Annotated in this window: 22 protein-coding genes; 11 read left to right on the plus strand and 11 right to left on the minus strand. The window is 59.7% G+C overall.

The features are described from left to right. Nucleotides 1–135: 135 nt before the first annotated feature. Both FHU41_RS04585 and FHU41_RS04590 read right to left on the minus strand, forming a co-directional pair. Nucleotides 136–948, minus strand: a complete 813-nt coding sequence (locus FHU41_RS04585) for an aminoglycoside phosphotransferase family protein (RefSeq protein ID WP_179388423.1) — start codon at nt 946–948, stop codon at nt 136–138. A gap of 29 nt (nt 949–977) precedes the next feature. Next, nucleotides 978–1,700: a GDSL-type esterase/lipase family protein gene (locus FHU41_RS04590; protein ID WP_179388424.1), complete on the minus strand. Its 723-nt coding sequence runs from the start codon at nt 1,698–1,700 to the stop codon at nt 978–980. Nucleotides 1,701–1,890: 190 nt separating this feature from the next. On the opposite strand from FHU41_RS04590, the gene FHU41_RS04595 reads away from it, so the two are divergent. From FHU41_RS04595 to FHU41_RS04605, 3 genes are all read left to right on the plus strand, one after another. Next, on the plus strand, nt 1,891–3,507 hold the full coding sequence (locus FHU41_RS04595; RefSeq protein ID WP_343046243.1) for an ABC transporter substrate-binding protein: 1,617 nt from the start codon (nt 1,891–1,893) through the stop codon (nt 3,505–3,507). Between the two features lie 86 nt (nt 3,508–3,593). Then, the gene (locus tag FHU41_RS04600) at nt 3,594–5,081 is read left to right on the plus strand and encodes a malate:quinone oxidoreductase (protein ID WP_179388425.1); all 1,488 of its coding nucleotides are present in this window, start codon (nt 3,594–3,596) and stop codon (nt 5,079–5,081) included. A gap of 62 nt (nt 5,082–5,143) precedes the next feature. Continuing rightward, on the plus strand, nt 5,144–8,332 hold the full coding sequence (locus FHU41_RS04605) for an efflux RND transporter permease subunit (protein WP_179388426.1): 3,189 nt from the start codon (nt 5,144–5,146) through the stop codon (nt 8,330–8,332). A gap of 35 nt (nt 8,333–8,367) precedes the next feature. On the opposite strand, the gene FHU41_RS04610 is transcribed toward FHU41_RS04605, so the two are convergent. After that, entirely contained in the window at nt 8,368–9,831 is a 1,464-nt protein-coding gene (locus FHU41_RS04610) for an MFS transporter (protein WP_179388427.1), read from the minus strand. A gap of 135 nt (nt 9,832–9,966) precedes the next feature. Here FHU41_RS04610 and FHU41_RS04615 point away from each other — a divergent pair, with 135 nt between their 5' ends. Beyond that, nucleotides 9,967–11,061 (plus strand): CE1758 family FMN-dependent luciferase-like monooxygenase, encoded by a 1,095-nt coding sequence (locus FHU41_RS04615; protein WP_179388428.1) that lies wholly within the window; start codon nt 9,967–9,969, stop codon nt 11,059–11,061. Then, the gene (locus tag FHU41_RS04620; protein WP_179388429.1) at nt 11,058–11,504 is read left to right on the plus strand and encodes a MarR family winged helix-turn-helix transcriptional regulator; all 447 of its coding nucleotides are present in this window, start codon (nt 11,058–11,060) and stop codon (nt 11,502–11,504) included. The genes FHU41_RS04615 and FHU41_RS04620 overlap by 4 nt, the downstream gene beginning before the upstream one ends. 121 nt (nt 11,505–11,625) lie before the next feature. Here the strand turns inward: FHU41_RS04620 and FHU41_RS04625 are convergent, their stop codons facing one another. Then, complete coding sequence (locus FHU41_RS04625) at nt 11,626–12,429, minus strand: transglutaminase domain-containing protein (protein WP_179388430.1); 804 nt, start codon at nt 12,427–12,429, stop codon at nt 11,626–11,628. Nucleotides 12,430–12,439: 10 nt separating this feature from the next. Then, nucleotides 12,440–13,819 carry a M20/M25/M40 family metallo-hydrolase gene (locus FHU41_RS04630; RefSeq protein ID WP_246279429.1) on the minus strand — a complete coding sequence of 460 codons (1,380 nt, stop codon included), beginning with the start codon at nt 13,817–13,819 and terminating at the stop codon, nt 12,440–12,442. A gap of 107 nt (nt 13,820–13,926) precedes the next feature. Between FHU41_RS04630 and FHU41_RS04635 the strand changes: the two genes are divergently transcribed. From FHU41_RS04635 to FHU41_RS04645, 3 genes are read left to right on the plus strand one after another with little or no spacing between them, the layout of a single operon-like run. After that, nucleotides 13,927–14,853, plus strand: a complete 927-nt coding sequence (locus tag FHU41_RS04635) for a metallophosphoesterase (RefSeq protein WP_179388431.1) — start codon at nt 13,927–13,929, stop codon at nt 14,851–14,853. Then, the gene (locus tag FHU41_RS04640) at nt 14,846–15,487 is read left to right on the plus strand and encodes a DUF1684 domain-containing protein (protein WP_179388432.1); all 642 of its coding nucleotides are present in this window, start codon (nt 14,846–14,848) and stop codon (nt 15,485–15,487) included. Before FHU41_RS04635 ends, FHU41_RS04640 begins: the two co-directional genes overlap by 8 nt. Before the next feature lie 48 nt (nt 15,488–15,535). Further along, on the plus strand, nt 15,536–16,030 hold the full coding sequence (locus FHU41_RS04645) for a GtrA family protein (protein ID WP_179388433.1): 495 nt from the start codon (nt 15,536–15,538) through the stop codon (nt 16,028–16,030). 33 nt (nt 16,031–16,063) lie between these two features. Here FHU41_RS04645 and FHU41_RS04650 read toward each other — a convergent pair whose 3' ends face one another. The 6 genes from FHU41_RS04650 to FHU41_RS04675 all read right to left on the minus strand — a co-directional run bounded on the left by FHU41_RS04650 (nt 16,064) and on the right by FHU41_RS04675 (nt 22,460). Next, nucleotides 16,064–17,221: an aminotransferase class V-fold PLP-dependent enzyme gene (locus tag FHU41_RS04650; protein ID WP_179388434.1), complete on the minus strand. Its 1,158-nt coding sequence runs from the start codon at nt 17,219–17,221 to the stop codon at nt 16,064–16,066. Then, nucleotides 17,218–18,099 carry a carboxylating nicotinate-nucleotide diphosphorylase gene (gene nadC, locus FHU41_RS04655; protein WP_179388435.1) on the minus strand — a complete coding sequence of 294 codons (882 nt, stop codon included), beginning with the start codon at nt 18,097–18,099 and terminating at the stop codon, nt 17,218–17,220. The genes FHU41_RS04650 and nadC overlap by 4 nt, the downstream gene beginning before the upstream one ends. After that, nucleotides 18,096–19,721 (minus strand): L-aspartate oxidase, encoded by a 1,626-nt coding sequence (gene nadB, locus FHU41_RS04660; RefSeq protein WP_179388436.1) that lies wholly within the window; start codon nt 19,719–19,721, stop codon nt 18,096–18,098. The genes nadC and nadB overlap by 4 nt, the downstream gene beginning before the upstream one ends. Continuing rightward, the gene (nadA, locus tag FHU41_RS04665; protein ID WP_179388437.1) at nt 19,718–21,010 is read right to left on the minus strand and encodes a quinolinate synthase NadA; all 1,293 of its coding nucleotides are present in this window, start codon (nt 21,008–21,010) and stop codon (nt 19,718–19,720) included. The genes nadB and nadA overlap by 4 nt, the downstream gene beginning before the upstream one ends. Before the next feature lie 51 nt (nt 21,011–21,061). Then, nucleotides 21,062–21,814: an NUDIX hydrolase gene (locus FHU41_RS04670; protein ID WP_179388438.1), complete on the minus strand. Its 753-nt coding sequence runs from the start codon at nt 21,812–21,814 to the stop codon at nt 21,062–21,064. Between the two features lie 181 nt (nt 21,815–21,995). Continuing rightward, on the minus strand, nt 21,996–22,460 hold the full coding sequence (locus FHU41_RS04675) for an Lrp/AsnC ligand binding domain-containing protein (RefSeq protein ID WP_179388439.1): 465 nt from the start codon (nt 22,458–22,460) through the stop codon (nt 21,996–21,998). 95 nt (nt 22,461–22,555) lie between these two features. On the opposite strand from FHU41_RS04675, the gene FHU41_RS04680 reads away from it, so the two are divergent. From FHU41_RS04680 to FHU41_RS04690, 3 genes are all read left to right on the plus strand, one after another. Continuing rightward, the gene (locus tag FHU41_RS04680) at nt 22,556–23,956 is read left to right on the plus strand and encodes an amino acid permease (protein ID WP_179388440.1); all 1,401 of its coding nucleotides are present in this window, start codon (nt 22,556–22,558) and stop codon (nt 23,954–23,956) included. A gap of 87 nt (nt 23,957–24,043) precedes the next feature. Beyond that, nucleotides 24,044–25,126 (plus strand): thiamine pyrophosphate-dependent enzyme, encoded by a 1,083-nt coding sequence (locus FHU41_RS04685; RefSeq protein ID WP_179388441.1) that lies wholly within the window; start codon nt 24,044–24,046, stop codon nt 25,124–25,126. Next, nucleotides 25,119–26,123 (plus strand): alpha-ketoacid dehydrogenase subunit beta, encoded by a 1,005-nt coding sequence (locus tag FHU41_RS04690; RefSeq protein ID WP_246279430.1) that lies wholly within the window; start codon nt 25,119–25,121, stop codon nt 26,121–26,123. The genes FHU41_RS04685 and FHU41_RS04690 overlap by 8 nt, the downstream gene beginning before the upstream one ends. The last annotated feature ends 1 nt before the right edge of the window (nt 26,124 follow it).

Below are 26,124 nucleotides of genomic sequence, written 5' to 3' on the forward strand. Positions count from 1 at the left end.
TAGTGAACCTGGATTTCTGACGCCTACGGCGTCATGGCCAGCTGATCGATGTCAGTCATTACCTCTTCTTTCTCAGCCTGAGGGGGAACGGGCTTTAACATCTGAAATTGCCCAACAACCACAAGAACGCACAGCTTAGCGAGTCAAAAGCGCGCTGACGTGGGCTGCCTGATTCGCCAGAGAGCCCTCGGGATTGCGGTGGTGAGCTGGGTTCCCGGGGAGCAGGAGATTCAGCCAAAATATCGCCATGGCTTTCCGGTCAATACCTAACTGAGCTGAGGTTTGACGGCTCGGCGCATAGTAAGCAATGAATTCTTTGACCTTCAGTAGCTCAGTCAACCGACTACTGGGATGTTCTAGTAGATCTGCCAATTCAAACGAGGCATCCGACCAGCCGGAATCCTCAAAGTCGAGCAGGCGACAACGCGCACCGTCAAAAACCGCATTTCCGACATTTCCGTCGGCTTGGGCAAAGACCTTCACTCCAACGCTGTCGCGAAATTCTAATAGTTCGGCGCTCTTGAGCCATCCTTGAGCCAACTCGGCCGCTTTGAGTATTGGACCCAATAATCCTTCGGAACGCGACCAATCCAGCCTTTGCAAAGCCTCCGTGGCGAGTTCCCGACCCCAGACCCGTTGAGGTAACTCATTCAACGTGTCGCTGGGAACAGAAGTGTGTAGTTCCCTCAAGGCCGAGGCGAGCATCGAAAGCTGCAGATCGCTTAGCGCCCCCTCCGCTGCAGTTCCCTCAAGCCGACTCATAACAACATAGGGATGGCCTTGGTCTTCACCAGAATCAAGAAAGCGTGGCGAGAGGTCTGGCGCATGCAAGGCCAACAATTCCAGCGCAGCCCGCTCGCGCTGCGGTTCCTGATTCTGCCAGGAATTGAAACGCTTGATGACTCGATCCTGATGGAATTCGAGCCGATGGGTTGATTGAAAGGGCATGCTCATCACGCTAACATCGCCCCGCAAAGCTACCCCTTTTTCAGCAACGGAGCCACCAGGGACTCAAACTTCGCCGCCAAATAAAGATGCCCCTGCACGGTGGGGTGATCGCCGTCGGGCCCGATCAATTCAGCCTCATCATCCATAATCCAACGTTGGGCGATGGGGTCCACGAAATCAGCCTTCGCGCTCTTCGCACCCTGCTGGATCCGGTCACGGATACTCAGCAGATCCGGATCGACGTTCGAACTATAAGAGGCCGGGCCAACAAAGAGTATCTGTGCTTGCGGAGCCTGGGCTCGGACGGCGGTGGCAGTGCTCACCACTTGGGAGCTGATCTGGCTGACATCGTAGCCAATATCGTTTTCCGAACCGTAAACGATCACCACGCTGGTATCCCCCGGGATGGCGTTCTCCGTCTGCTGCTCGAAGGTCTTCCCTTCCGAGCCGGCCACTAGGTACCCAGCACCGTTTTCCGCCGTGTTTACCAAGGTCAGCGCCACGCCTTGAGCAGTAAAGTTCTGCTCCAGTTTGCTCGGCCAAGAATCGGCGCTCGAGGTCTGAAAACCGGTGCTAATCGAATCGCCCACCACCACTATTGTGGTCGCTGCCCCATCGGTCTTCCCGCTCGGTTCCATGGTGATCGGAGCGCTCGCCCCGGCCGCCGTGGCACAACCTGAAAGCAACAGCACGACGGCGGTCCCAGCTCCGAGGCCACGCCACGCTCTGTTCCGCTTGCGTTTCAAAATCACCTTTCCACGCTAGCCCGGTATCCGAAATTGTCCAGAGCAGCGGGAACTTACTCTGGTTCTCTTGAGTAGATTCACAGTGAGCCCTCTGTTCATAGCTGGTCTGATTAGACTGGTAAGAATTCACTACCCACAGTTGCAAAGGGAGAACCGCGTGCGACGACGATCCGGAGCCGGCCGATCAAGAGCCGGTGTGATAGCCGCTGCCCTGCTGGTTATCTCCCTGGCAGCTTGCACCACGGCCCCCGACCCGACGCCGTCGGCCTCTTCGCTATCCACCACAACCTTCAACTTCGGCACCTCCTCTGACCCAGCCGGACTGGATCCCGCTTTAGTGAGCGATGTGGACTCCAACCGGGTCACCCGGCAGATCTTTGAGGGGCTGGTCACCACCGATCCCACCACTGGGGATCCCGCCCCGGCGCTGGCCACCAGCTGGAAGGCTCTGAACAACGGCTTAGCCTATGAATTCACGCTGCGAGAGAATGTCACGTTCCAGGACGGACAGGTTTTCAACGCGGCGGCTGTCTGTACCAACTTCAATCGCTGGTACAACTTCCCGGTGCAAAAGTCATCCACCATCTTCCCTGGCAGCTTCAAATCCCTGTTCCGGACGTTTTCCAACGATGCCAAGAACTCGGTTTTCAAAAGCTGCACTGCCAATAGCGCGCTCAAGGTGACCATCACCTTGAATCTGGCTCTCACCAGCTTTTTGGACGCCCTGACCGAGCCCGCTTTCGGCATCGCTTCCCCGGCAGCACTGACCTCTGGCAAGGCCGATGTGCTGGACCAAGAGCACGGAGCCTTCAAGCTCTCCAAATTTGCGCTCGACCCAGTTGGCACCGGACCTTATAAGTTCAGCAGTTGGAAGGATGGCACCGTCACCCTGGTCCAGAATCCCAAGTATTGGGGAGACAAGGGCCAAATCCAGACCATCCACTTTGTCACCTACCAACAATCCCAGGCTCGCCTACAGGCATTGCTGAGCGGCAAGATCGATGGTTACGACTTCGTCACCACGGACAACTTCGAATCCTTGGTGAAGCGGGGCATGCAGGTTCAGCAGCGCGATCCCTTCTCCGTGATGTACCTGGGGCTGAATCAGAAAATCCCGGAACTGGCCGATCTGAAGGTTCGCCAGGCTATTGCGGTGGCCATCGACAAGGACTCCCTGGTGAAGAACTACTTCATCGAAGGATCGACCTCAACCAACCAGTTCATCCCACCCAAGCTGAGCGGATTCAACAATCAAGTCCCCAGCGCCGGTTATGATCCGGATAAGGCGAAAAAACTGCTGACGGAGTCAAGTTATAAGGGCGAGCCGCTGAAGTTCTACTATCCGCTCAACGTCACTCGACCTTATTTGCCGAGCCCCGAAAAGATCTATGCCGACATCTCAGCTCAACTGACTGCCGTCGGCTTCAACATTAAACCGGTGCCGATCGAGTGGTCCGACAACTATGTGGGCAAAGTCACCAGCGCGGGAGATCATGCCTTGGACCTGCTTGGCCTGAACGGTTCTTACTCCGATCCAGATAATTTTGTGGGGCCGCTCTTTGGTTCGACCACGGGCGAATTGGGCTCCACCGATCCGCAGCTGGTATCCAAGATCGACCGCGCTAAAACGCTTCCTGACGGGCCAGAACGCACCAAGGCCTATCAGTCCATCAATGCAGATATCGCCACCTCGATCCCGGCGGTACCGATTGCCTTCCCGATTTCCGCGTTGGCTCTCTCCCCCCGGGTAAATAATTATCCGGTCAGTCCGGTGCTCAACGAGGTCTTCAATAAGATCACCCTCAGTTCCTGAGCAGGTTTCTAATTTAAGGAAGTAGCTCGCTGCGCGATACGCTTCTAAGGCGCTTTGCATCGTCCGCAGCTACCGGAGAAATGCCCGTGACCTTCATTTCACAGACCAAAGAAGCCGACGTCGTCTTGATCGGCGGCGGCATCATGAGCGCTACCCTGGGCGCAATGCTCAGCCAGATCCAACCGGACTGGTCCATTGTGGTGTTTGAACGCCTCAATGAGCTGGGCCAGGAGTCCTCCGGCCCTTGGAACAACGCAGGCACCGGACACTCCGCACTCTGCGAGCTGAACTACTCCCCTGCGGCCAAAGATGGCTCGGTTGATCCGGCGAAAGCCATCAGCATCAATGAGCAGTTCCAACTCTCCCGGCAGTTCTGGTCCCATCTGGTGACCGAAGGGCACATTGGTTCGCCGAAGAACTTCATTAACACCGTGCCGCACATGTCATTTGTGATGGGCGAGGACCACTCCAATTACTTGCACACCCGCTTCCAGGCGCTCAAGCCGAACCCGCTGTTCTCCTCGATGGAGTTCTCCGAGGATCGTGAGCAGATTGCCCAATGGGCTCCCCTAGTCATGCAGGGCCGCTCAGGTTCCGGACGCGTCGCGGCCACCCGGGCAGCCGAAGGCACCGATGTTGATTTCGGCACGCTGACCAAGGACCTGGTCAATTTCCTGTCCACCCGCGACGGCGAAATTAACTACGGCACCGACGTCACCGACGTCAAACGCGGCACCGACCACAAATGGCAACTCAAGCTCAAGCACCGGGCCTCCGGGGAGCTGGGATCCATCAAGGCCCGCTTTGTTTTCATCGGCAGCGGCGGCGGAGCGCTGCACTTGCTGCAACGCTCTGGCATTCCAGAGGGCAAGGGCTACGGTGGCTTCCCGGTCTCCGGCCAGTTCTTCCGCTGCACTAACGAAGAAGTCACCGCCCAGCACAGCGCTAAGGTCTACGGCCAGGCGTCCGTCGGTGCCCCGCCGATGTCCGTTCCGCACCTGGATACTCGTTATGTTGACGGCAAGAAGTCGCTGCTGTTCGGACCCTACGCTGGTTTCTCCACGAACTTCCTCAAGGCTGGCTCGCTATGGGATCTACCTTTGTCGATCAAGCCCTCCAATATCTATCCGATGGCTGCGGCCGGCGTGCATAATCTTGGTCTGACCAAGTATCTGATCTCCGAGGTGCTCAAATCACGCGGCTCCAAGGTTCACACCATGCAGGAATACTTCCCGCAGGCAAATGGTGAGGACTGGGAACTGATCACCGCCGGTCAGCGTGTACAGATCATGAAGAAGGACCGCAAGCAAGGCGGCATCCTGCAGTTCGGTACCGAAGTCATCACCTCCTCAGACGGATCGATCAGCGCGCTGCTGGGAGCCTCTCCGGGAGCATCCACAGCGGTGCCGATCATGCTGGAACTATTGCAGCGTTGTTTCCCGCGGGAATTCAAGTTTCAGTGGCAGGACAAGCTCAAGGAAATGATCCCCACACTGGGTACTAAGCTCAACGAAAACCCGGATTTGGCTGCGGAGACCATGACAAAAACCGCAGCGGTCCTACAACTGAATTAACTTCTAGATCAATCTCGGTTGATCACGCCTGCTTGACCAAGCCTCTACTTCGGAGATGACCGATGTTCCGTCTGGCCGCCCTGTCCCTGCGCAACCGCGCACTCATCGCCCTAGTGACGGTCTTCGTCGCAATCTTCGGCGTGATCTCTATGAGTTCCCTCAAACAGGAGCTCATCCCCTCACTCGAGTTTCCACAGATCACCGTGGTCACTTCGATGCCTGGCTCTTCGGCGGAGGTGATTGATGCACAGGTAGGCAGGCCCCTGGAAACGGCCCTGAACGCGGTGGAGAATCTGGATTCCTCCAGTTCCACCTCACGCAGCGGCGTATCCACCATCAACCTGACCTTTACCTACGGCACCAACCTGGACCGTGCCCGCAACCAGATTGACCGAGCCATCGCTAATGCTCGTAATCAGCTGCCTTCCGATGCTGATCCGCAGGCCATTGCGGGAAGCATCAGCGATTTCCCGATCCTTTACCTCGCAGTGGCCTCGGATAAGTCGCTTTCGGAACTTAACTCCGATCTGCAACGAATCGCCGTACCCAAGCTGCTGAAGATCGCCGGGGTTCGCGGTGCGGATGTCACCGGCGCGAACGGTCAGCACATCGAGATCCAACCCGATCCAGCTAAGCTGGCCGCAGCCGGGGCCTCCGTCTCCGCCATTGCCGATGCCTTGAAGAACAACGGTGCCCTGGTACCTGCAGGAAGTATCACCGATGCGGGCAAATCGCTTTCCGTGCAGATCGGCAGCCCGGTGGACTCCATCGATGCGGTAAAAGGTCTTCCTCTCGCTGGCACCAAAAATCCCGGAACCCCGGTAACTATCGGATCGATCGCTTCCGTCTCACTACAAGATGATCCGACGACGTCGATCACCAGGACAAACGGCAAGCCCACCTTAGCGCTTTCGGTCACCAAGACCCCCGATGCAGATACCGTCACGGTGGCACACGCCGTCAATGATTTGCTCCCCGAGTTGAAGGACGAACTGGGCTCGAACGTGACCTTTACCACGGTCTTTGATCAGGCCCCCTTCATCGAGAAGTCGATTAAGGACCTCGGTACCGAAGGCCTGCTCGGCTTGGGCTTCGCCGTCATCGTGATCCTGATCTTCCTGCTCTCGGTGCGCTCCACGCTGGTTACCGCGATTTCCATCCCGCTCTCCCTACTGGTCACGCTGATCGGGCTTTGGGCCAGCCACTACTCACTCAATATCCTTACCCTGGGTGCCCTGACCATCGCGATTGGCCGGGTGGTTGACGATTCCATTGTGGTGATCGAGAACATCAAACGACATCTCAGCTATGGCGAGGACAAGCTTGTTGCGATCACCTCAGCGATTAAGGAAGTTGCCGGTGCGGTGACTGCCTCGACGCTGACTACGGTCGCCGTCTTCCTCCCGATTGCCTTTGTTGGCAATATCGCCGGAGAACTGTTCCGGCCCTTTGCCCTCACGGTTACCATCGCGCTGGTCGCCTCGCTTTTGGTCTCGCTGACCATCGTTCCGGTGCTTGCCTTCTGGTTCCTGCGCTCCCCCAAAGACGCCGGTACCCCCACCGCCGAGTCGTTGGCCGCCGTTGAGGAAAAGGAACGTAAGAGCTGGTTGCAACGCGGCTATCTGCCGATCCTGCGAAATACCCAGAAACATCCTGTTTGGACCGTTGTTGCTGGCCTCTTGATCTTGGCTGGGACGCTGGCCATGACGCCTCTCCTGCCGCAGAACTTGCTCGGCAATTCAGGCCAGAACTCGCTCTCAATCACTCAGGCTATGCCGCTAGGTACCAGCCTGGACAGCACCAGCCAGGCCGCACAGAAAGTCGAGGACGCGCTGCACGGCATTGAGGGCGTTCAGGACATCCAGGTGACCGTGGGCAACGCTAGCGGAGGATTCTCTTCCTTGCTTTCCTCCGGCGCCTCCAGCGCTACCTTCCAGGTTGTTACCGATGAGAAGGCCGATCAGGAGAAACTGCAAGCTCAGGTGAAGCAGGCTCTCGACGGCGTCAAGGATGCCTGCACCATCACGCTGAATGCCAGCGGCGGCGGCTTAGGCACCTCCAGCACCGTGGATGTGAACATCAAAGCCAGCAGCGGCGAAGACCTGCAAAAAGCCAATGACGCCGTAATGGCTGCCTTGAAGGACACCTCCGGCGCCTCTGAGGTGACAAGCAATCTCTCTGCCTCCAATCCGGTGGTGGAGATCAGCATCGATCGGGCTAAGGCGGTAGCCGCCGGACTCAACGAACAGCAGGTGGCAGCCATTCTCGCCGCGACGGTCAGCCCTATCCCGGCTGGCACGGTGCGCATAGATACCACCGATTACCGGGTACAGATCGGCAAGGGAACGCAGTTCACCTCGATCCAAGCTCTGGGCAGCGCCCCGATTCCCACCGCTTCCGGTTCGGTACCGCTCTCCTCGATCGCGAGCGTGAAGCAAGTCAACATTCCCTCTTCTATCACCTCCTCTAATGGACAGCGCAGCGGCAAGGTTTCGCTCACCCCGAGCGGCAACGACCTCGGATCGCTCAGCACCGAGGTGCAGAAGAAGCTCGATTCGCTCAGTTTGCCCGCCGGTGCCACCGCGACCTTGGGCGGTGCCACCACGCAGCAACGCGATTCCTTTAGCCAACTCGGCCTGGCGCTGCTAGCCGCTATTGCGATCGTTTATGTGATCATGGTTGCCACCTTCAAATCGCTTATCCAGCCGCTCCTGTTGCTGGTCTCGATTCCTTTCGCAGCAACCGGCGCGATCGGTCTGCTACTGATAACCGGTATCCCGCTGGGACTGCCCTCACTGATCGGCCTGCTAATGCTGGTGGGCATTGTGGTGACGAATGCCATCGTCCTGATCGACCTGATCAATCAGTCCAGACGAAGCTCGCCGGGCAAGTCGGGGATGAGCGTTGCGGACGCTATCGAATACGGTGCCCGGCACCGTTTGCGCCCGATTCTAATGACCGCCCTGGCCACGATTTTCGCGCTCACCCCAATGGCTCTCGGATTGACCGGCGGGGGCGGCTTCATCTCGCAGCCGCTCGCCGTCGTGGTGATTGGCGGCCTGATCTCCTCGACCGTTCTGACCTTGATCCTGGTCCCCGTGCTCTACCGACTGGTTGAGGGCCGGAGGGAGCGCCGTCAGCTGATCAAGGATCTAAAGGTGATACCTCAGATCAAGGGACAGCTCGACGCCTCCCAGGACTGGACAACCGGCGCCATTCCCAAGGTTCGCGGCAGACGCGCCAGTAGCTAATCGCTCCCCCGCATTCCAGACGCAATGGCGGAGACCTAGCCCTCCTGAACGCCCGGCAGGGTGCCACCGAAAGCTAGTTTGGGCACGAAGAACAACAGCACGGCAGCCACAATTCCGGTTATTCCGCAGATCGTCCAGACCAGCAAATAGCCACTCAGCGAGCCCGCCGTGCTGTGACTGACGGCGCCGGCTGCTTGGCTGGCCAGGGCGATGCCAAAAATGCAGGAAGCGAAGGAGCCGCCCAGGGTCTTGGTGGCGTTGGTCAATCCAGTCGCCATCCCGGTCTGGGTTAGCGGCGCGGCCGCCGCAGCTGCCGAAGGCAAGGCAGCCACCAAGGCTCCGGAGCCGAGGCCAGCGATGAGCATATTGAGCATCACTTGCCACAGCTGATCGTGGAAGGGCAGAAACAATAAATAGCCCACGCCGACCAGGATGGCGGCCCCGATCAGGGTGACCCTGGGTGTGCTGAGTCGCACCAGCGAGGGAAACAGCAAGGCTCCCGCGAGCAAGGCGAGCACGTAGACCCCGATCAGCAGGGAAACTTGCCCGGAGCCAACGCCAAGACCGTACCCCACCTCCGAGGGCTGAGTTTGCGCGAAGGTGGACAGAGGTGCCTGTGCGCCCAGCACCGAAACCCCGAAAAGAAACGCCGTGAGTTGCACTGGCCACATTGAAGGCTGCCGGAATAGCCGAATATCTACAAGCGGATCTGGCTGTCGTAGTTCATAGCGGGCAAAGTAGAGTAGGCCCCCAACACCGAGAGCGATGGACAGCCAAGCCCACCAAGTGCCTGGTCCGTCGATTCGCATGAAGGTCAAACCCGCCGTCATCAGCAGCAAAGCCAACGTGATCAAAATGAATCCCTTGGTGTCGATCCGACCACCTGTTCTGGAAGGAGACTCCGGCACTCCGCGCCAGATCACCAAAAAGCAGGCGCTGACACAGATCGCTGGGATCATCAGGGTGAGCCATAGCTTACCGCTGAGCACCTCACCGAGCTTTCCACCGATAAGCGCTCCCAGGATGACACCAAATTCAAGCCCTGCCACCAAAATTCCTGCGGCCCTGCGGGTGAGCGCGGCTGGATCTGCGGATTGCTGGCTGCGCGAGTAGATCAAGGCAATTTCCAAGGGCAGCCAGACCACATAAAAACCTTGCAGTGCCCAAGCAATCAAAAAAGTCCAGAAATCCGGGGCGAAGGCGACAGCCCAAGAAGCAACTGCGGTGAGCGCGGTGGAAAGCAGCAAGATTCGCCGATGACCAAACATATCCCCCAGCTTCGCCAGCACCGGAACCACTAGGGCACTGACCAAGAGCTGCGCCGCCTCGAACCAATTCACATCTGCATCACGGATGTTCAAATGCCGAGCGATGTCCGTTAGCAAGGGCGTGTAGTAGCCCTGCAGCACCCCTGAGGTGAGCTCGACAAGAAACAGGAACCCCACCACTGCTCCAGCTCCCGAGAGCAAAATCGTGGCCTTCTTGCCCTGCGTCCGCATGGCACTCCCCTCAGCTATTCCGGAGATTTCCGTTAAGCCCCCCGGCTATGGGAATACAACCGGCACGAGTCCAGTTCTAACAAATATTAGATGCAAACGTATCTATCATGTTGATTCTGAAAAGAGGACCGAACGGTGCAAATCGGCATCTTCACTGTGGGTGACGTTACAACAGACCCCACCAACAACACCACCCCCACCGAGCAGGAGCGGATCAAAGCGATGGTTACCATCGCCAAGCATGCCGAAGAAGTGGGTTTGGATGTCTTCGCCACCGGAGAGCACCACAACCGTCCCTTCGTTCCGAGTTCACCTACCACCATGTTGGGCTACATCGCAGCCCAGACCGAGCGAATCATCCTCTCCACGTCCACCACGCTGATCACTACCAACGATCCGGTGAAGATCGCCGAAGATTTCGCCATGCTCCAGCATCTGGCCGATGGCCGAGTCGATCTGATCCTAGGACGTGGAAACACCGCGCCGGTCTACCCCTGGTTCGGTAAGAGCATGCAGGATAGCGTCGAACTGACGGTGGAAAATTATGCCTTGCTGCGCAGGCTTTGGGATGAGGAGGTAGTCACCTGGCAGGGCCGCTTCCGCACCCCGCTCAATGGCTTCACTTCCACGCCCAGGCCGCTCGACGACGTCGCCCCCTTTATCTGGCATGGCTCGATCCGCACCCCGGAGGTAGCCGAGATTGCCGCTTATCACGGGGACGGTTTCTTCGCGAACAATATTTTCTGGCCCAAAGAGCACTATCAGCAGCTCATCAGCCTGTACCGCGAACGCTATGAGCACTACGGGCACGGCAAGGCTGATCAGGCAATAGTCGGCTTGGGCGGCCAATTCTTCATCCGGAAGAACTCACAAGATGCGGTCAGGGAATTCCGCCCCTACTTCGACAATGCACCGGTCTACGGACACGGCCCCTCGATGGAGGACTTCACCTCGCAGACCCCGTTGACAGTGGGTAGCCCCCAGGAAATGATCGAGAAAACCTTGAGTTTCCGCGAATTCTTCGGCGACTACCAGCGGCAGCTTTTCCTGGTGGATCATGCCGGACTGCCATTGAAAACCGTTCTGGAGCAGCTCGATCTGTTCGCCTCCGATGTGCTGCCGACCCTGCGTCGAGAGTTCGCTGCGCGCACGCCAAAGCACGTTCCGGACGGGCCGACTTTCGCGGCCCGGAAGGCGGCCAGGCTGGTTGCCGCTACTGTTGAAGTATGAGCGATCTCAAGCTCAGCGTCGATAGCTGGGAATCCTTCTTCCGGGCCCAGGTCCGGGTATTACAGCGCCTGCAACGCGATCCGGTCTTCAAGAAGATCAGCATCCGCGAATACGACGTTTTGTACACCCTCTCCAACTGCCCGAGCGGCTGGGTACGGCTTAATGAGCTGAACCGGAACGTACTGCTCACCCAGCCGAGCATGTCCCGGTTGGTTGAGCGGCTTGAAGCCCGCGGGTTGATCCAGCGCCGAGCCGCAGAGGAAGATAGGCGCGGGGTGGAGATCGGTCTGACTCAGGCCGGCCGGGAGCTGCAGAAGACCATTGGCAGGGAACATGCTCAGGACATTCATTGCCTCTTCAGCTCTAGCCTGAGCGAGCAGGAGATGCGCGAGTTGATCAGGCTCAGCAATAAGCTCGAGGCCACCGCCAACGGGACCGACTAAGTTCTTCGCCGAGTGTGGAGATCTGCACGCTAAAACAGGTCTATAACGTGCAGATCTCCACACTCGGCGGTGGGCGCTCGGGGGGCGAAGGGCGGGCGGCGGGGCGGGGGGGCGAAGAGCCCTAGCTGAGGCTTAAGAGCTCCGAGGAATCCTCGATGGGAAGATCCCCCTCCACCACCGCGCTGACTCTGATCTCCTTCAAGGTCAGGCTGCCGCCCACGGTGGAGAGAAAAGCAGTATCCGAAGCGTCCCTGCCGGTGGCGATGCGCAGCATGGAAGCCCGCGGAGCCAAGCCGGTGGCATCAAAGACATACCAGTTGCCTTCCACCCAGGCTTCCGCCACCGCATGGAAATCCATCGGGGTCAGTCCCGGCGCGTAAACCGCCGCCACTCTGGCCGGCACATCCTTGGCTCGGAGCAGCGAGACCGCCAGGTGCGCAAAGTCCCGGCAAACCCCGCGCCGCGCCAATAAAGCCTCTACCGCTCCATCGGTTGGGCTGGAGGAGCCGCTCACATACCGCAGTTCCCTTGCCACCCAAGCACGTACGGCATCGATCAGTGCTAGCCCCCGCAAACCAGGGAACTCCGCATAGGCGGTGGGGAGTAAGCGATCCGATTCACAGTACCGGCTTGGCCGAACGTAACGGATCAAATCTGTCTCGCTACTCAACTCCGGTGCGGCCACGCCGTCGACCACCGCCCGATATTCCAGCAGCACCTCGCTAGGTTCGGCCAGCTCGAAGGCGAAAAGCCGGCCACCATGTTGGTCCGCCAGCACGCGATATTCCACCGCTCGGTCACCGGCCTGCAGAGTGATCTGCTCGCTCACCGAGTCGTAGCCCCGGTCCGCAACTGCTACCGAAAGCACCACCGAGGTCTGGGCTTGAGTGGTAAAAAGCAGGCGAGAGCTGACGGTTCGTTGCACTCTAAATATTCTATGTGAGTTTGCGCAGCAGGGTTCGGTAGAACCGGACTCCTTCCCCCAAGGTCTGGAGGGAAAGCCGTTCATCAACCGCGTGCAGGGTGCCACGTTCAGCAGCACTCATCCTGAACGGCACAAAACGATAGACCGCGTCACTGATACGAGTGAACCTCCGCGAATCAGTCATCGCCATCATCAGATACGGTGCCACCAAGGCCTCTGGAAAGACCTCGCGGACACATTCGGCGAGCACCGCGAACTGATCATTTTCGGAGCTGGAAACAGCCGAGGGCTCGCTGCTCTCCACTATTTTCAACTCCACCTTGGGGTCCCGAATCACCTTGCGCAATCTATCGATCGTGGCCTGCACGGTGCTGCCCACGGCAATCCTTAAATTGACGGTAGCCGAGGCAGTGGCCGCCAGCACATTAGCGGCCTTGCTGCCACTGAGCTGAGTAACCGCCGTCGTGGTTCGAACCACGGCGCTTGCTTCCGCGCCGAAGATCGGCAGCAGCCTGGCCAGGGGCCAACTCAATTTACGAGCTCGACCCAGCACCTCACGCTGTGCCCCGGACATCTCGGCGGCGAAGACCTCAAGCATCCGGGCGCTCGCCGGGTGCAGTTGCACGGGGAAGGGCTTGCGCTCCAGCCGGGTGATCGCCCGAGCCAGCCGCGCGGTGGAGCCGAGTCTAGGTGGTGTGGCGGAATGTCCACCGGGATCTTGCACCGTCAAGGTCACGGTCAGCAGCCCCTTTTCGGCCACTCCGATCATTGCGGCCTCTCGCTCCACGCCGGGGAAGGCTTGGCCAGCAACCGCACCACCTTCGTCGAGTACCAGCCACGGCCGCACCCGACGTTCCGCGAGGAGTTCGACGGCGGCCAGGGCGTCCCGGCCGCCAACCTCCTCATCGGTACCGAAGGAAAGGTAAACGTCCTCAACCGGACGAAAACCCTCCGCGATCAAGGATTCAACAGCCTCTAGGATGGCTACCGCGGCTCCCTTATCGTCCAGGGCACCCCGGCCCCAGAGGTAGCCGTCCGCCTGGGTTCCGGAAAAGGGTGGGTAGCTCCAAGGATCATCCGGATCTACCGGGACCACATCCAAATGAGCCATCAGCACGGTGGGCCTGCCCTGCGGTTTGGATCCCGGCCAGCGAAAGAGCTGAGCATAAGAGGGAGCGTTCACCCGCTCCCTCTCCAAGGTGCCGTGCACAAGCGGATATCTCTGTTCCAGCGCAGAGATGAGCCCCTCGAACTGCTCGGTTTCTTCCTGGCTCGGATCGGGGTAGGACACCGTGCGGAAACCAATCAGAGCGGTCAGGTTCTCTGCGGCACGCGCCGTCAAAGGGTCAACACGGGTTGAGTTAGTTGCCACCGGATCAACTGAAGCCATCTCCGGAGTGTATCCCGGCAGCCGGTACACAGCGACTCTGTTAGCTATGTTGACTTTCTTCGACCTCTAATCCCAAAATTGTCGGTGCCAGAGGAGAGAATGTTGAGATGAGCACGCTGAGTATTCTGCACCTAACGGACACTCATCTCTTGGCCAAGGGACTGCACTCGTCGGTAGTGGATCCCGGCGAAGCCCTGCTGCGCGCGCTGCGAAGTCTGGTGCCGGTGGACGCCCTGGATCTGCTCGTGATCTCCGGAGATATCTCCGATGACGGCAGCTTGGAATCCTACCGCCGGGTGCAGGAGCTGGCCTCTGACTACGCCGCCCATCGCGGCGCCCAGGTGCTTTACGCGATGGGCAATCACGATAACCGGCCGGGTTTCTGGGCAGTTCTGGGCAATGGCCATCCGGGAGCATTAAGCGAGCCCGACGGCGGCCAGTTACCTGTCTATGGCAGCAGCAGGATAGGAGGTTTCCGGCTGCTCACTCTGGATACTTCGATCCCCGGCCGGACCCACGGTTTCCTGGACGAAGGCCAATTGGATTGGCTGGCTGAGGAGCTCAGCAGTCCGGCCGAAGCAGGCACTCTGCTCGTACTCCACCATCCACCCATCGAGCCGGTAACTCCCCTACACGACGGGATTGAATTGCAGAACCCGGAGGATCTGATGGAGGTGTTGCGGGGCAGCGATGTGCGGCTCATTCTCTCCGGCCACTATCACCACGCACTTGGTGATTCGCTGATACTCGGTGATCAACAAATTCCGGTTCTGGTGGCTCCGGGCGTGGTCAATGTCAATGATGTGCTCGCCCCGGAAGGTCACGAACGGGCCCTACGCACCAGCGGCGCGCAATTAGTCACCTTATTCGCCGCTCCCGCCTCCGCAGTGGCCGCCAGGGTTCGTCATTTGCCCTTGCAGCTCACCGAGGTGGAATCCGTTTTCGATTTTAGCCCCGAAGAGGTCGCTGAGATCTCTGGCCGGATCGCCGCCCAGCCCGGTGAGCTCGAAGTAGATCTTGGCTCCGATGTCTGAGCGGGCATCGGCTCAGAACGCCGTGGAGGTTGCCGACTGGCGGCTGCGCACCTTTGAGCTCTACGCCGAGGTGCGTACCCGCTACGAGCAGGATCCGCAGGCCGCGCATAGTTTCTGGATTGCGGAACGCAATCGACTTTTCGCGGAGCATCCAGCCTCCGCGCTCTCTGCGGCTGCCAAATCGTCCTTCACCGGGCTCAATATCGCGAGCTACGATCCGGCGTACCGCTTTCAGGCCAGCCCAACGGCCGAGCGACGAGGCGAGACCTACCGAGTGCAGACCGGAACGGACGGGGTGGTTGAGTTCGAATGCCTGGGCACCTTGGACCTTCCCACTCTCGGTAGTTTGGCGCTCTGGCGGCATCAAGGTTACGGCGGAGGGATCTTCTTGCCTTTCCGGGATTCCGGTGCAGGCAAGGCTGGTGGCAGCTACGGCGGAGGCCGTTATCTCTTGGACAGCATCAAGGGTTCCTTGCTCGGGTACACCGAGGAAGAGGAACCACGCTTGGTGATTGATTTCAATTTCGCCTATAACCCCTCCTGCGCCTATGACGAATCCTGGGCCTGCCCACTACCGGGACCTGCCAATCGATTGAGTGTGGAAGTACCCGTGGGTGAACTCACAGCGCTCTAAGGGCTGATATTTGGTCCTGACACGGGAAAGTGTCAGAGTTTAAGAGTTATGAGCAAAACAGCCACCGAACCGCTAAGGCTTCGGCAACCCCGCCCAGCTGCCCTGCAGCGGACACCGGCAAACGGACTGTGGCGGCAAATCGGCAGCTTCTTAGTGGTAGGCGCGATTTGTACGGTGGCCTCGCTCGCTATCTTCGCGGCACTTCGACCGTTCGCCGGAACCCAGTGGGCCAATCTAGTGGCTCTAGTGCTCACCTCGATCCTGAACACCGAACTCAATCGCCGGCATAGCTGGGGTATTCAGGACCGCAAGCACTGGTGGACGGATCATCGACGCGGGCTGTGGGTCATGTTGCTGGCGCTCGCCTTGACGAGTTCAAGCCTGTGGTTGCTGCACGCCATCACCCCCGACCCCTCGGTCTTTGAGGACGTGGTGACCATTACGATCGCCAATGTACTGGCTGCAGCAACCAGATTCCTGCTACTGCGCTACTGGATCTTCCGCCGGGTTCGTCAGCAAGAATCCGAGGTCCTGGTGCCCTGAAGGCCGCTTCCGGGTAGCTTGGATCTTGTGCTTCTAACGCCCGTAGCGGGCCAGGCCCTCCACCGCGCGGGCTAGCGCCCCAACGGCATCGTTCAGCTCCTGCTCGGTTATCGAGCTGGTGAAACTGAACCGGACGGCCGTCTGGGCCAGTTCTTCCGGAAGACCGATGGCAAGTAACACCGCGGAAGGATCGGCCGAACCCGCAGCGCAGGCAGAACCAGATGAACAAAGCACCGATTGTCGCTCCAATTCCAAGAGCACAGACTCACCGTGGGTTTCTGGGAAGCAGAAGGAAGCGTTCGAGGGTAGCCGAGTTGCCCCGGATGCGCCGGTCAGTTGAGCGCTAGGAACCCTGCTCAGTACAGTTGAAATGAACTTGTCACGCAGCGCCGAAACCCTCGCGAACGCCTCGGCGCGCTCCGCTTCGGCCAGTTTGATCGCCGTCGCCATCGCTACCGCAAAGGCCACATTTTCGGTTCCGGAGCGCAGGCCACCCTGTTGCCCTCCGCCATGAATCACCGGTTCGACAATGGTCTGCGAGCGCAGGATCAATGCCCCGATCCCTTTGGGGGCACCGAATTTGTGCCCGGAAAGGCTCAGCGCCTCAAGACCTAGTTCGGTAATATCGAGGTTGAGCCAGCCCGAGGCTTGCACGCCGTCGCTGTGCAACGGGATTCGATGCTCCCGGGTGAGCGCCGCCAATTCGGAGAGCGCTTGAATGGTCCCGATCTCGTTATTGGCATACATTACGCTGGCCACCGCCACCCGGGGGCCTAGTAACGCTGCGAAGGCTTCATGGTCCAGCTGTCCTTCACCATCAACCGGGACAAGGTCCAACTCAAAGCCGTGCCAGCGAACCAAATATTCGGCGGACTCGCGGACCGCAGGATGCTCAATGGCGCTCAGCAGAATCCTGTTTCGCTCCGGCCTAGCCTGCCGACGAGCCAAGGCAATGCCCTTGATGGCCAGGTTGTCCGCTTCGGTGCCCCCGGAGGTAAAGACCACCTCTCCCGGCCTGCAATGCACCACCTCGGCAACAGAAGCCCTGGCCGCCGCCAAGGCTTGGGCGGCCTGCTCCCCCAAACCGTGATGGCTGGAGGGGTTACCGAAGGAACCGGTCAGATAGGGGAACATCGCCTCGATGGCTTCTCTCCGGACCGGTGAGGTCGCAGCGGCATCGAGAAAGATCACCCTAACTCACTACTCAGTTGCACATCCAAGCCCAGGTCCAGAGCCCGCACCGAATGCGTCAGCGCGCCAACCGAAATAATATCCACCCCGGTGCCTGCGATCTCCGCGATAGTTCCTAACCGGACGTTCCCACTGGCCTCGACCAGCGCGCGACCGGCGATCAAAGCAACACCCTCGCGGAGTTCCTGCAGCCCAAAATTGTCCAGCATAATGGTATCCACCCCAGCGGCCAGCACCGCTTCAATCTGTTCAATCCGGTCCACCTCCACCTCAATATGGGTGGTGTGCGAAACTCTGGATCGCAGCGAGGACAGCGCTTCGGTGAGTTTTTTCGGGTCCCCACCGCTCAGCACGGCTAGATGGTTGTCCTTTGCCATCACCGCATCCGAAAGGCTGTAGCGGTGGTTATGCCCACCCCCGCAGCGCACCGCGAAGCGTTCCAAAGCCCTTAGACCCGGAGTGGTTTTCCGAGTATCCGCCACTCTGGCCTTGCTACCGGCGACGGCGGCAACATACTGCGCGGTCAGGCTCGCCACCCCACTCATCCGCTGCAAGAGGTTGAGCCCTACTCGTTCCGCGGTCAGCACCGACCTGGCCGGACCACTGACCAGGGCCAGTTGCGCCCCTGCGGGGAACCGCTCGCCGTCGGAATACTCCCATTCGACCCGGATCGAGGGATCGGTGAGGTGCATGGCGGCGTCAAAGACCTTGCTGCCGCTGAGCACTCCTTCCTCCCTGGCGGCCAAGCTCGCGTTGGCTTGTGCCGCTTCCGGAATCAGGAGCTGCGAGGTCAGATCGCCAAAGGGCGCATCTTCATCGAGCGCGGCCAGCACCACGGTCTCGATCTGGCGGGCGCTTAAAGGAAGGATCTCGTTCATTGGGTGGCCTCTCGCCGGGAGGTTCCCGGGTAGTCGGTAGCGGCTAGGTTGACGATGCTGCCGGCTGCGCTGCTCTGCGCCGTAAGCGGTTCGGGATAGTCGGAACGCCAGTGTGCCCCCACCGAACCTCGATGGCTGGCCGCCGCGCTGACCAGTAGCTGTGCTGCCGTGAGCAATTGCGCCGTCTGCGGATCGTCGGAATACCATTGCGCCAGCTGCTTGGCCGCTAGCTCCAGCCCAGGCGCATCTCGCACCACTCCAGCCTGAGCCATCATCAGCTCGGAGAGTTCCTCGCGCTCAACCTGCTGTTCACCCTGGCGAAGCCGGAGCCCCTCGGCCGGGAAACTTGGCCAGCCCGCGGCCTCTTCCCCAGCCTCTTCCCCCGTCTCGGATTGGATTGCGGTTTGGATCGCGGTAGCTGCACGGGCAGCAAAGACCGCCGCTTCGAGTAGCGAATTCGAGGCCAGCCGGTTGGCTCCGTGTGCCCCGGTGCAAGCCACCTCACCCACCGCGTAAAGACCGGGCACCGAACTCCGGCCCAATAAATCGGTGGCCACCCCACCCATCCAGTAGTGGGCTCCGGGCATCACCGGCAGCGGCTCGCGCTCCCACTCCCAACCCCTCGCCCGCAACTGCGCATCGATGCCGGGAAATCTGCGGGACAAGAACCCGGGGCCATCCTTGCTGGCAATTCCGGTGGCGTCGAGGAAGACCTTGCCACCTCCTGCCAACTCGCGGGCAATACCGCGGGAGACCACATCCCTCGGTGCCAGCTCGGCGTCGGGGTGCACCGCCGTCATAAACCGCTCACCGCGTTCATTGCGCAGCAGCGCGCCCTCGCCGCGCACCGCCTCAGAGATCATAAAGGGCTCCGGGTCATCAAGCAGGGTTGGGTGAAATTGGTAATATTCCAGGTCCCGTAGCACCGCTCCGGCTTGCCAGGCGGCTGCCAGGCCATCGGCGGTGGCTCCGGAGGGGTTGGTGGTGTGAGCATAAATCTGGCCGCCTCCCCCGGTGGCCAGTACGACGGCGTCAGCCCCTAAATTCTCCACCTCGCCCGCGGCGGTACGCAAGGCCGCACCCGTGACGGTGCCGGATTCGGTGAGCAGCCTGAGCAGCGTGGTGTTTTCCCGAAGCTCCAAGTGCCCGATAGTGGCGACCGAGCGAACGAGCTCGACCAACGCCTCGATAATTCCGGCTCCGGTGCTGTCCCCACCGCTGTGCAGGATGCGGGGAAAACTGTGTGCCGCTTCTAGGCCAAGGGCCCAATACCCGTCCGCCGTGACATCGAAACTGACACCGCGGCTGGTCAGCGCGTTGACTACCTCGTAGGCGGCCGAACACATCTGCTGCACGGCCAAACGGTTATTGAGCATCGCTCCGGCGATCAGGGTGTCCTGGACATGGGCCGGTACAGAATCTCCAGCGCTACGTCGAGCGCGCTTTGATTGTTCCGGCAGCACCGCGGCAATGCCGCCCTGGGCATAACGGGAATTACTCTCCCCCAACTCGGCTTTGCTCACCAGGGTTACTTCAACGGCTTTCGATTCGGCGAGCTGTAGGGCAGCGGTTAGCCCAGCCAAGCCGCTGCCGATCACCAAGACCCGCCTCGGCGTTCTCATGGGCGGGCCGCAAGCATCCGTTCAAGGGCCACCCGTGCGGGAACCGCGGTGCTCTCCGGCACAGAGATCTGATTCTGCACGGTTCCTTCGACCAGAGATTCCAGCACCCAGGCCAGGTATCCCGGATGGATTCGATACATCGTGGAGCAGGGGCAAATGACCGGGTCTAGGCAGAAGATCGTGTGCTGCGGATACTCCGCGGCGAGTCGATTGACCAGGTTAATCTCGGTGCCAATGGCAAAGGTGCTACCCGCAGGGGCCGCTTGAATCGCCTTCACAATGTAATCGGTGGAGCCAGACTCGTCCGCGGCGTCGACCACCGGCATCGGGCACTCCGGATGGACGATCACCCGGACACCCTGATGGTTAAGCCGAGCTTGTTCGATCTGCGCCACCGTGAATCGACGGTGCACTGAGCAGAAGCCGTGCCACAGAATTACGCGAGCGTCCTGGAGAGTCTTTTCATCGGTGCCGCCCCAGGGCTTACGGGGCGACCACATCGGCATCTGCTCCAGCGGCACCCCCATCGCCTTCGCGGTGTTGCGACCCAAGTGCTGATCGGGGAAGAAGAGCACCCGACGCCCTCTTTGGAAGGCCCATTGCAGCACGGTCTTGGCGTTCGATGAGGTGCAAACGATGCCACCATGCTCACCACAGAAACCCTTGAGCGCGGCAGAGGAATTCATATAGGTCACCGGAATCACCGGAACCTTGCCTTCCGCATCTGTAGCTGTCAGATCGCCGTAGACCTCCTCCAATTGCGCCCAGCAAGCTTCAACCGATTCGATATCGGCCATATCGGCCATCGAGCAGCCGGCCGCCAGATTCGGCAGAATTACGGCTTGTTCGGGGGTGGAAAGCATATCTGCAGTCTCAGCCATGAAATGGACCCCGCAGAAGACGATGGCCTCGGCATCCTGCTTTGCCTTGGCCGCATTAGCGAGTTGGAAGGAGTCACCAACAAAGTCGGCGTATTTGATCACCTCATCGCGTTGGTAGAAATGTCCGAGGATCACCACTTTGTCCCCGAGAGTAGCTTTAGCTGCCATGATTCGTGCGTCCAGTTCCGCGTCCGAGGCGTCCTTGTACTCTGGCGGGATCTGGCCTTGCACCGGGGTGGTTGCAGGTGCCACGTCCTCCAACGACGCACCCGGACCATAGCTGGGAACTCCTTGAAGCGCGGCATCTAAGTCAAATTCCCACGGCCCTTGGGCCAGATCGGTGCCACAGGTAGACGTGGATGAGTCGCCTCGGACGGAGAGCTGGATGGCGGTATTGACTGAACTCACGGTATCCCCTTGAGATAGTGCGACTAGTGAGATGTTGCGTCTGGGTTGGTGCTAATTGAAGGTCTCGGTGTTCCCGGTGTATCGGTAAAGTCGGGGCGGACGGTGCTTTCCGCCTTGCAGGTACTCATCGGTTTCTTCGATGTCCACCGTCGCCTTGAGTTGACGACGGAAGTTCGCTGGATCGAGCTGCCTATTGAGCACTGCCTCATAGACTTCGCGGACCTGTGCCAGGGTGAAACGCTCACCGAGAAAGTGATAGGCAAGCGAGCCGTATTCGAGTTTGTTGCGCAAGCGCCAGAGGGCGTATTCGACGATCTCGTTGTGATCGAAGGCCAGTTCTTCTAGGCAGTCGGCACGGACCCAGCGCACATTATCCGATTCGGTAGCCAGCGCCGCCTCCGGGGGTTGCACGAGCGCCCAGTAAACGATGGAGACCACGCGCTGGGTGTTTTTCTGTGCCGAACGCTGTAAGCCGCCAAAGGCGTAGAGCTGCTCTAGGAACCTGGGTTTAAGCCCGGTGGTTTCTTGTAGATTCCGCCCAGCAGCATCTTGCAAGGACTCCTGATGACTCAGCGGCCCGCCTGGCAGAGCCCATTGATCCTTGAAGGGCTCACGGATCCGGCGCACCAACGGCAGCCAGAGCGCCAAGCGGTCGGTGCCTTCGATGGGGCGGAGAGCGAAGATGACCGTGGAGATGGCCAAGGACGGCGGCGCAGCGGAGCGCTCGGCAACATTCGCACCTCGAGGGTAGCTTGTTGCCGCCTGCAGTGCTGGCTGTGCATTGATAACAGACTCCAACGTCATTAGTTATAGTCAAATTGACTATAACTAATGGTAGACCTTTCCTCGACGGACTCAAAATCGATGACTCCGCGAAGAGCACAGCCACTAAGCGCTCGGGATAGTCCACGAGCATCGCGATAGCTCACTGTCGCAACACTGGGCTATCGCCAAGTCAGAGGGCTATCCCGAAAGCTATTCCAAACTACTTTGCGGCCGCCTCAAAGAGCGGAAGCGTCCGAGCCTCGAAATGAGTATTGAGCGCCAACACGGTCGAGGAACGCACCACCACCTCGGTAACGGCCATCGCATCGAGCACTCGTTGCAGATCCGAATTGGATCGCGCGGCAACCTTGACTAGCAAATCACTTTCCCCGGACACCGTATGCACCTCGATGATCTCCGGGATGTCCACCAGCGCATCCACCACCCGGTCGTGCCCATGGGGCTGCTCGATGGTCAAAAAACAGAAGGCCAGCACCGGATAGCCAAAGCTTCCGGGATCAAGGCTTGGAGCCCAGGACCGGATGGCACCAGAAGCCTGAAGCTTTTCCAGCCGGGAGGAGACGGTGGCTCTTGCTATCCCGAGCTGCCGGGAAGCTTCCAGGACCGAAATGCGAGGTTCCAAGGTGTAGAGTCTGACAATTCTGGCATCCAAAGCATCAATCACTGGGCAAGTCTCCTGTGCACTAAGTAAATACCTTGACAATATGGTAGAGGTCACAACGACAAAGGTCAGCAGAATCACCGAAAGCAAGGCATTCAATGACGAACGCGAGTACGGAAAAACCCGCAACCCTCAGCCGAGGTCTCAAATCACGCCAATTGATCATGATGGCGCTTGGCTCCTCCATCGGCACCGGCCTGTTCATCGGCTCCGGTAAGGCTATCGGCGTTGCCGGGCCAGCGGTACTGATCTCCTTCTTAATCGCGGGCGCCATCCTGATCCTGGTAATGCGGATGCTCGGCGAGATGGCTGCCGCGCATCCGAATAGTGGCGCCTTCTCCTACTACGCGGAGAAAGCCATGGGACGGGTGGCCGGCGCTACCGTGGGCTGGCTCTGGTGGGTGCAGATCGTCGTCGTTGTTGCCGCCGAAGCCACCGGAGCTGCGGCCATTCTGGGTGGCTTGTGGAGTTTCCTCCCGCAGTGGCTGCTCACCCTGGCCTTCATGGTGCTCTTTACCGTGATCAACCTGCTTGGCGTCGGAAAATTCGGGCAATTGGAGTTCTGGTTCGCTATTCTCAAGGTCGCTGTTATCGTGATCTTCCTGGTGGTCGGTGTGCTGCTCATTACCGGGCTGATTCCGAGCGATTCCGGTCCTGGATTCGCTAATCTCTTCAGCCACGGCGGCTTCCTGCCCACCGGTTGGGCGGGAATGGCCGCGGGCCTGCTGATCGTCATCTTCGCCTTCGGTGGCACCGAGTTGGTAACCATCGCTGCAGCCGAAACGGAAAATGCCGAGCATAACGTTGGCCGAGCCATCCGCTCCGTGGTCTGGCGGATTCTGGTCTTTTACATCGGTTCGGTGCTTGTTATGGTCACCGTACTCCCTTGGGATTCCCCGGCCACGGCCAACCCCTTTGCCTCAGTGCTGGCAGCGGCGCATCTCCCCTACGCAGAGGAAGTGACCACCCTGGTGATCGCGGTAGCGGTGCTCTCCGCACTCAATGCGAATTTGTACGGCTCCTCACGAATGATCTTCTCGCTCAGCGAGCGCGGAATGGCTCCGAAGTTCCTCAGCAAGGTCACCGAACGCAAGGTTCCGCTGGCTGCCGTGCTTGCCTCAGTGCTCTTCGGCTTCGTCACGGTAATCCTTAACTTCATCGACCCGGAGCATATTTTGAGCATTCTGTTGCAATTGGTGGGATCCACGGCGCTGATGATGTGGATCTCCACGGTTGTTTCCCAGCTCATCTTGCGTCGACGTGCCGATGCCGCCGGAGAAAAACTTGCCGTGCCGATGTGGGGCTTTCCCTATCTGTCCTGGCTAGCCATGCTGCTAATTGCGGGGATACTGCTACTGGGCTTCCTGGATTCCGCGGTACGAATCCAGGTACTCGGTACTTTCGCGCTCACCGCCTTGATCGCGCTGCTCAATTGGATCGGCTTACGCAGATCACGGACCACAGCAGAGCCGGAAACATTAAGCAATCTGCCTAGCTAATGAGCAAACAGCTAGGCAAATTTTGCCAAACTGTCGAACTTTCCTTGCCTTGTTGCAGCCAGTAGAAGCAGTGAATAAGCTCACACCATGACGACCCCAGCGCGCAGTGAGCGACGCACCACAGCGTCCACTCTCCCGGTTGCCGAGGCGGTGCTCAGTGCCGAGCAACAACGCGAACTCTATTGTTTGCTCGAAGCGGTACGGCACCTAGATGCATCCGCCATCGGCTGGCAGCGGCAAGGCATCGTGCCCGCCTATGCCCCGGAACGCGGTCAGGAGGCAGCCCAGGTAGGCAGCACCTTCGCCCTGGACCGAAAGCGAGACTTCATTTTCCCCACCTACCGGGAACTCGGCGTCGCCCGAGCCTGGGGTGTGGACATGGTGGCTTACATGTCTACCCACAAGGCCAGTTGGCACGGCGGTCTTTATGACCCGATGGCCAGCCGTTTCGCTCCTATCCAGGCGGTGGTTGCAGGATCGGTGCTACACGCGGTGGGCTGGGCACACGGACAGACTCTCAATGGCGGCGATGGGGAAGATGACCGTCCGGACTACGGGGTGGCGATCAGCTACTTTGGCGACGGCGCATCCTCCCAAGGCGATGTACACGAGGCAATGAACTTCGCCAGTGTCTTCAAGGCGCCGGTGATCTTCTTTGTGCAGAACAATGGCTGGGCCATTTCGGTGCCCACCGAACGGCAGGTTGCCGGTGGTTCGGTGGCCGCTCGGGCAGCAGGTTATGGGATGCCCGCCATCCAGGTGGACGGCAACGACGTGGAAGCTGTCTATGCGGCAACCAAAGCTGCCCGCGAGCATGCGGCCTCCGGGCGTGGACCGGTGCTGATCGAAGCGATGACCTATCGTCGCGGACCCCATTCCACCAGCGACGATCCCGGTCGCTATCGCAGCCTGGAAGAAGAACGGCAGGAGGGCGGCTTGGACCCGGTGGAGCGCTATGCCGAACGGCTCCGCCAATCCGGTGTAGCCGATGAGGCTTTCTTTACCTCGGCTCTTGCCCAAGCCAAAGCCGAGGAAGAACAGATCCGAGCCGGCGTGATCGCACTGGAAGCCCGACCCGGCCGAGAGATGTTCGATTTTGTCTACCAGGAACCCACCGATGAGCTCCAACAACAGGCTGCGTCTTGGCGCGAGGAGAGCGAACATGCCTGAGAACACCGTACCCACGCAAATCTCCATGCAAAAAGCTCTCAACCTGGCCCTGGGAGATGCTCTGCGTGCGGACCCCAAGGTCTTGATCCTCGGTGAGGATGTCGGCACCCTGGGTGGTGTTTTCCGGGTCACCGACGGCTTGCAAGCCGAGTTCGGAGCAGACCGGGTCTTTGACACTCCCTTAGCCGAATCCGGCATCCTGGGACTGAGCGTTGGCCTGGCCTTAGCCGGTTACCATCCGATCCCCGAGGTGCAGTTCGACGGATTCGCCTATCCTGCGGTGAACCAAATCATCAGCCAGATCGGCCGGATGAACTATCGCAGTCGCGGCACCATGCCGATGCCCATCACGCTGCGAGTCCCCAGTTTCGGCGGCCTGCGCGCCCCCGAAATGCACACCGAGAGTCTGGAAGCCATGCTCGCCCATGTGCCAGGGCTCAAGGTGGTCTCCCCCGCAGACCCGCAACAGGCATACCACTTGATGCGGCTGGCTGCCAGGATGCCGGACCCGGTGATGTTTATGGAACCCAAGCCTCGGTATTGGCAGAAGTCCGACGTCGATCTAGAGCAGGCGGGCGAGCTCACCGGAGCCAGGGTGGTCCGGGAGGGTAAACACGTCACCCTCATTGCCTACGGCGCTATGGTGGCTCGCTGCCTACAGGTCGCTGAGTTGGCTGCCGAGGATGGTATTCAGGTCGAGGTGGTGGATCTGCGTTGGCTCAAACCGCTGGATACCGCCACCGTGGCGAGTTCCGTGGCCAAGACGCGCCGCGCCGTCGTCGTCCATGAAGCCCCGCTGACCGCCGGTTTAGGAGGCGAAATAGCAGCCCGGATCAGCCAGGCTTGCTTTGATACTCTGAAGGCACCAGTTGAACGAGTTACCGGCTTCGACGTACCGTATCCCTCAGGGGACTTGGAAGACGAATACATTCCCAATGTGGATCGCATTCTGTTTGGCATCCAAAGGGTGCTGACCTATAAAAGGCTTGGAGCTTAGA

It is taken from the genome of Psychromicrobium silvestre (genome assembly GCF_013408295.1).
Taxonomy (GTDB): Bacteria; Actinomycetota; Actinomycetes; order Actinomycetales; family Micrococcaceae; genus Renibacterium; species Renibacterium silvestre.